The organism is Streptomyces sp. NRRL S-337 (assembly GCF_000720175.1).
Lineage (GTDB): Bacteria > Actinomycetota > Actinomycetes > Streptomycetales > Streptomycetaceae > Streptomyces > Streptomyces siderophoricus.
The window spans coordinates 1-5,454 of record NZ_JOIX01000146.1; the positions used below are offsets into that span (position 1 = coordinate 1).

General features: G+C 66.9%; 3 protein-coding genes, 1 tRNA gene and 2 pseudogenes. 4 read left to right on the plus strand and 2 right to left on the minus strand.

From position 1 onward, the window contains the following. Positions 1-11 precede the first annotated feature (11 nt). From IG62_RS0140605 to serS, 4 genes are all read left to right on the plus strand, one after another. Positions 12-98, plus strand: a tRNA-Lys gene (locus tag IG62_RS0140605). A 52-nt stretch (positions 99-150) separates the two neighbouring features. Then, complete coding sequence (locus tag IG62_RS0140610) at positions 151-1,107, plus strand: diacylglycerol/lipid kinase family protein (RefSeq protein WP_030816224.1); 957 nt, start codon at positions 151-153, stop codon at positions 1,105-1,107. A 38-nt stretch (positions 1,108-1,145) separates the two neighbouring features. Then, on the plus strand, positions 1,146-2,615 hold the full coding sequence (locus IG62_RS0140615; RefSeq protein WP_030816226.1) for an MmgE/PrpD family protein: 1,470 nt from the start codon (positions 1,146-1,148) through the stop codon (positions 2,613-2,615). 38 nt (positions 2,616-2,653) lie between these two features. Continuing rightward, on the plus strand, positions 2,654-3,931 hold the full coding sequence (gene serS / locus IG62_RS0140620) for a serine--tRNA ligase (RefSeq protein WP_030816228.1): 1,278 nt from the start codon (positions 2,654-2,656) through the stop codon (positions 3,929-3,931). 446 nt (positions 3,932-4,377) lie between these two features. Here serS and IG62_RS45855 read toward each other — a convergent pair. Further along, positions 4,378-5,151: pseudogene (locus tag IG62_RS45855) on the minus strand (SDR family oxidoreductase). Positions 5,152-5,289: 138 nt separating this feature from the next. Continuing rightward, positions 5,290-5,454: pseudogene (locus IG62_RS45860) on the minus strand (ketol-acid reductoisomerase); the annotation flags it as partial.

A 5,454-nucleotide genomic window follows, 5' to 3' on the forward strand; every position in this document is an offset into this window, starting at 1 on the left:
GTGTCCGCCAGGGAGAGGTACCCGAAGTGGTCTAACGGGGTCCGGGCTTTTGGTCCGGTCGGGCTATGCCTGCGCAGGTTCGAATCCTGCCCTCTCCGCTCAATACCAATGCTCTGACAACGATCCGTGCCACAGGCGGTGGAGTAACCTTTGGATGAGAACGGGCTTCATAGCAGGCGCTATCGGCGTGTAGCGGTCATCGCGAATCCGAGGGCAGGCTCTACCACTGCGGAGTACCTCGCCTCGGTCGAGGCTGTGTGCCAGGAGCACGCCGACCAGGTGCAGATCGCCTGGACGCGGCGGCCTGGGCATGCCACGCGGCTGGTAGGGGAAGTGCTGGGCGAGTCCATGCCCCCCGATGCGCTGGTCTCCATCGGTGGGGACGGCACATTGCGCGAGGTGGTCACCGGCCTGATGGCCATCGACGCCGCGAACAGGCCCCCCCTCGTGGTGCTTCCGGGAGGAACGGCCAACTCCAACTACCGGTCGCTGTGGGATGACGTTCCCTGGCATCAGGCGCTCGTCTCCGCGCTCAGCGGCGAGGGCGCTGAACGACGGGATATCGACCTCGCCCGCATCTCTAGCATGTCCCGGCTGATCGTGCTGGGTCTCAGTACGGGGCTGTTCGCTGACGCCACTGCCCGGGCCCTGTCGCTGCCGGTGGCCGGCCGAGCCCGGTATCAGCAGGCCATCGCCGAATCACTGACCACCTACCGCCCCTATGACGGACGTGTGCTGGTGGACGGTGCCGTCGTGCACTCTGGCAAGACCGTCCTGGTCAATGTTGGAGGTGGCCGGCACCGGGCCGGGGTGCTGCAGGTACTGCCACATTCCATCCGTGACGACGGGATGCTGGACGTGTGTGTGTTGGATCCCGCTGTGCCGACCGAGCAGGTCCTGGAGCTGATGCGGGAGGGGCAGCACCTGGAGGCCGAAGGAACCACCTATGCGCGCGGCCGATCCATCACCCTCGAACGGCTGGATGGCCTGCCGCTGCACTTCGAGCACGACGGAGAAGTCGTCCCCACGGATCGGACCTCGATCACCATCGGGGTCCTGCCCCGCGCCTTGCCTGTGCTTGCCTCCCGGCAGCGGACAGGAGGGTGACCGTGTCTCAGGCCGAAGCCGACCCTCGCGAAGGACCCTTGTTCAGCCAGCTGGAGGCCTTGTCGCAGTGGGCCAGCCAACTGGAGCTCTCGCACGTGCCGGAGCGTGTCACCGCATTCGCAGCCAGCCATATCCTGTCCCAGTTGGCGGCCATTCGCACCGGGCTGCACCAGGTGGACGGACAGCGATTGGTGCGAGCGCTCGGTGATCCGCTGCAAGTTGACGTGGCGCAATCTGCACGAGTGCTCGCCGGCGTGGGCGCCTGGCTCAATCTCGATGACACTGCTTACGCAGGCCACCTGGGCCCCTCTACCGTAGGGGTGGCCCTCGCTTACGCCTATGCGCACGGCCTGACTGGCGCGGAACTGTTGCGTGCGGTGATCCTCGCCGATGAATGCGCGGCCCGGATCACTGCCTCCGCAACCTTGGGGCCCTTCCGCGGGCAGACGGCGCTGCACACCCATCTCGCGGGCGCGGTCGCCGCGCGGCTGGCATGCGAGCGGGCCCCGGCCCAACGGTGGCTCAACGCGTTCGCCTTGGCGCTGAGTTCTCCGCCCTGGACGCTGATGCGAGGCTTCATCACCAGCGATGCGCGGATGCTGCACGTGCCTGTCGCAGTGCGCATGGGCCTGGACGCCTGTGACGCGGCCGCAGGAGGTCTGCGGGGCGCGTCCGACATCGTCGAACACTCCGACGGGTTCCTCGCCCAGTTCGCATCGGTCCCCCTGCCCGATGTCATCACCTTCGGCCTGGGGCAGAGGTGGCACACGGAAACGTTGTCCTTCAAGCTCCACCCGGGGGGCCCGGGAATCGATGCTGCCATCGACAGCGCGATCGAACTGCATGCGAGCATGAGTCGCTGGAGTGTTCAGGATGTCGCGGAGGTCATCGTCGAATGCTCCGTGTACACCCTCTTCGCCGCCCGCAAAGCACAGCCCTATCTCGATGGGCCCCGCACACCGGTCGGCGCCCTGGTGCTGACCACTCCCTACCCCGTGGCCACCGCGCTGCTCACCGGAAGGCTGAGCATCGAGGACTTCACCGCGCCGGCAATGGAATCCCATGAGCGGTGGCAGCTCGCGGAGAAGGTGCGGCTGGTGCACGACCGGGAGATGACGCGCGAGCTACTGGCCGGTGACGCTCCCTTCGGGGAGGCCCTGCGCCAAGCCGGGGAGGAAGGCATCACCTGGCTGCGCGAGTTCGGTGGCCAGGAGCTGGTCGACCTCGCCGCGCAGCCAGGCGCCCCGTTGGGGGACTTCACTCAGACCAGCAAGCCCACCCCCGCCCGCGTCCAGGTGCGCATGCACGACGGACAGGTCTACTCCCGGGAGTACCGCATCCCGCGAGGAGGGATCGGACCAAAGCTGCGGGCGGAGCACCCCACTCTCATCAAGGAGAAGTTCCGTTCCTTGGGCGGCCCGGAAGCTGTGACTGACGCCTGGCCACAGCTGGCACAAGCCGGGCCACAGCAACTGGCGGAGCTGATCGAGCTGTCCCTCACAGTGTGAGCCCATGCGATGTCGGCCTCGTCGACCAAGGAGGAAAAATGCACGATCCGCAGACTCTGCTCGACCCCGCCACGCGTGCGGTGGAACGGCTGCAGCGACGCCGGTACAGCCTCGACCCCGAAGGCCTCAGCAAGCTGGTCAGCGGCCGCGCTGGCGCCATCGGCCGCCGGGACGCTCTGCGCACGGAGCTCAATGCGCGCACCCGCGAGATGAGCCGTGCCGGCCAGTCGCCCGAGGGCGTAACAGCGGTCCGTGACTTGAAATTCCGCATCCGCGAAGCGGAGACGGAGCAGCGCGCGGCAGACGGGGCCCTGAACGATGTGATGCTGAGCATCCCCAACTTGCCGCTGGATGACGTGCCCGACGGCGGCCCTGAAGATCCTCCTGTAGAGGTGCGACGCTGGGGGGCCCCTCCCAAGTTTGACTTCACCCCGCGGGACCATGTCGACCTGGCCACCGCGGCGGGCATCCTGGACCTGCGTCGCGCCAGCAAGCTTTCCGGCTCTCGTTTCGCTGTCTTCCGCGGTGCCGGAGCGGCACTGGAACGCTCACTGACTTCGTTCCTTCTTGACCTACACACCGCTGAACACCAATACCTCGAGCACAGCGTGCCGCACTTGGTGAACCGGGAGACGATGACCGGCACCGGACAGTTGCCGAAGTTCGAGGACGACCTGTTCACCACGCAGGTCGCGGACCGGGAACTGTTCCTCATTCCCACCGCTGAGGTCCCGCTGGTCAACCTCTACCGCGGCGACACCCTCGCCTCCGCGGACCTGCCTCTGGCGGTGACCGCCCACACCGCCTGCTTCCGGTCCGAAGCCGGCTCCTATGGTCGCGACACCCGCGGCATCATCCGACTGCATCAATTCGCCAAGGTCGAACTGGTGCGCCTGTGTCCGATGGAGGAGGCCGCGCAGCAGCTGGAGCTTCTCACCCGGCATGCCGAGGAATGCCTGCGCCGTCTCGATCTGCATTACCGGGTGGTCGATCTACGGGCCGCCGACCTTGGATTCTCCGCTCGCCGCACCTACGACCTGGAAGTCTGGCTGCCGAGCCAGAACTGCTACCGGGAGATCTCCTCGGTCTCGGACTGCGGCGACTTCCAGTCCCGGCGCGCGGGGATTCGGCTGCGCCGAGGAGGGCGCAATGAACACATTGCCACTCTCAACGGGTCCGGTCTGCCCATTGGCCGCACTGTCGTTGCGCTCCTGGAGCAAAACCAGCAGCCCGACGGCTCCATCACGATCCCCGCGGCGCTGGTGCCGTACACCGGCTTCCACACCATCGCTCCAGACGGCCACGCTGTCAGCTGACTCGCGGCCGGGCGCGCGCCTACAGACAACCCTGTGCTGACCACACATGTCCGGCCGTCCCGCGGGCGGGCACACTGGCGTGCGTTCGCTCGACAGCGTCAGTAATTGTCGAAGCGAGTGACGCACTTGTCACCATAGGTGCCGTCTCGGTAGACACTGCTCTGTTGTTGAGGCCTTTCGCTAGTCAGCGTTACCGATAGAGGTCCAGACCCAGCCTCTGAAATACTTCCGCGCTTCAAGAATCAATGAGGCGCACGTGTCGCGCTGGTGCTGAGGCGGATGGCGCTCACGGCGCCGCGTCCCTGGACGCGACCCGCGGCGCCGATGGCGAGCACGGTGGACGGCCTAACGTGTGGCCGAGGCGGGCCTACAAGGCTGCCGCTCATGCCGTCGGTGAGCGTCGGTCTGCTGTCCACTGGTGGCGCCAGGCGCAGTCCGGGGCGTGCTCAAGCTGTTCGGTGCACCTTGTGCACGGCGGCCTGGGCTCGGCCGGCCCGCCATCAGATGTAAGTTGACGTGGGGCCGACGAGTCACGGCCAGGCAATGGTGTCAGCGATGTCCTGGGCCAGCAGTAGCTCTGTCCCGCCGGATAGACGGCGCTGATCTTATCGGTATCGCCGCGGAAGCGGTTGAGTGCGAAATCGCTGATCTTGTCCATGCCAGGAGCGCTCTCCACCACTCGGAGCGGCTGGCCGCGCAGCTCCAGGTGCAGGACCTGTGCCAGCGCACGCTGACAGTGCTTGGCCGCGCTGTATCCCGCTCCGCTCTCATAAGGTCCCAGCGCAGCGGAGGAGAGGAGCACGACGATGGTGCCGTTTTCGCTGCGGGAAAGCGCCGGGAACAGGGGCTATGTGACCCGTAGCGTGCTCAGCACGTTGACGTCGTACATGTGCTGCCACTCGTTCGCAGCCCCGTGGCCCACCGTGTCCAGCCCGATCGCGCCGCCGGCGTTGTTGACCAGGACGGCGCACGTAGGCACCGTCTGTGCAGCTCCTCTACGGATGCGGGATCGGTCACATCGAGGTCGTGGGTGCGTACCTCGGTTCGTGCCGCCAGTGCCTTCAGCCGGTCGCGCCATGTCCCTCGGCGGCCACACGTTGCGCGGTGGCGACGCCGATGCCGCTGCTGTTTCCGGTGACGACGGCTACGGGGCGGGACGTCGATTCTCCTTCTCCTGCACAGAGCAGGGTGGCCAAGCTGGAAGGGCAGGAGGCTGGCATCGGCGACCGGCGCCCGCCGGGACAATGTCCGGCGGGTGCCGGTGACGGCCGTGCCGACGAGACACGGCCGTCACCGGCGCCGCTGGTCAGGTTGCGTGAGGTGCCGGTGAGGCGTAGGCCTCGGCCCGGCGTCCGGCTCTACTGTCCGTCGACCCAGCTCATCAGCTTCCGCAGCTTCTTGCCGGTGGTTTCCAGCAGGTGGTTCTCGTCGGCCTTCTTGTACTCGTTGTACTTCGGCAGACCGGCCTGGTACTCCGCCATCCAGTTGTTGGCGAAGGTGCCGTCCTGGATCTCGGCGAGGAC

Excerpts from the sequence above, each read along its gene's own strand:
- serS (WP_030816228.1), top strand. The coding sequence starts at position 2,654 with ATGCACGATCCGCAGACTCTGCTCGACCCCGCCACGCGTGCGGTGGAA.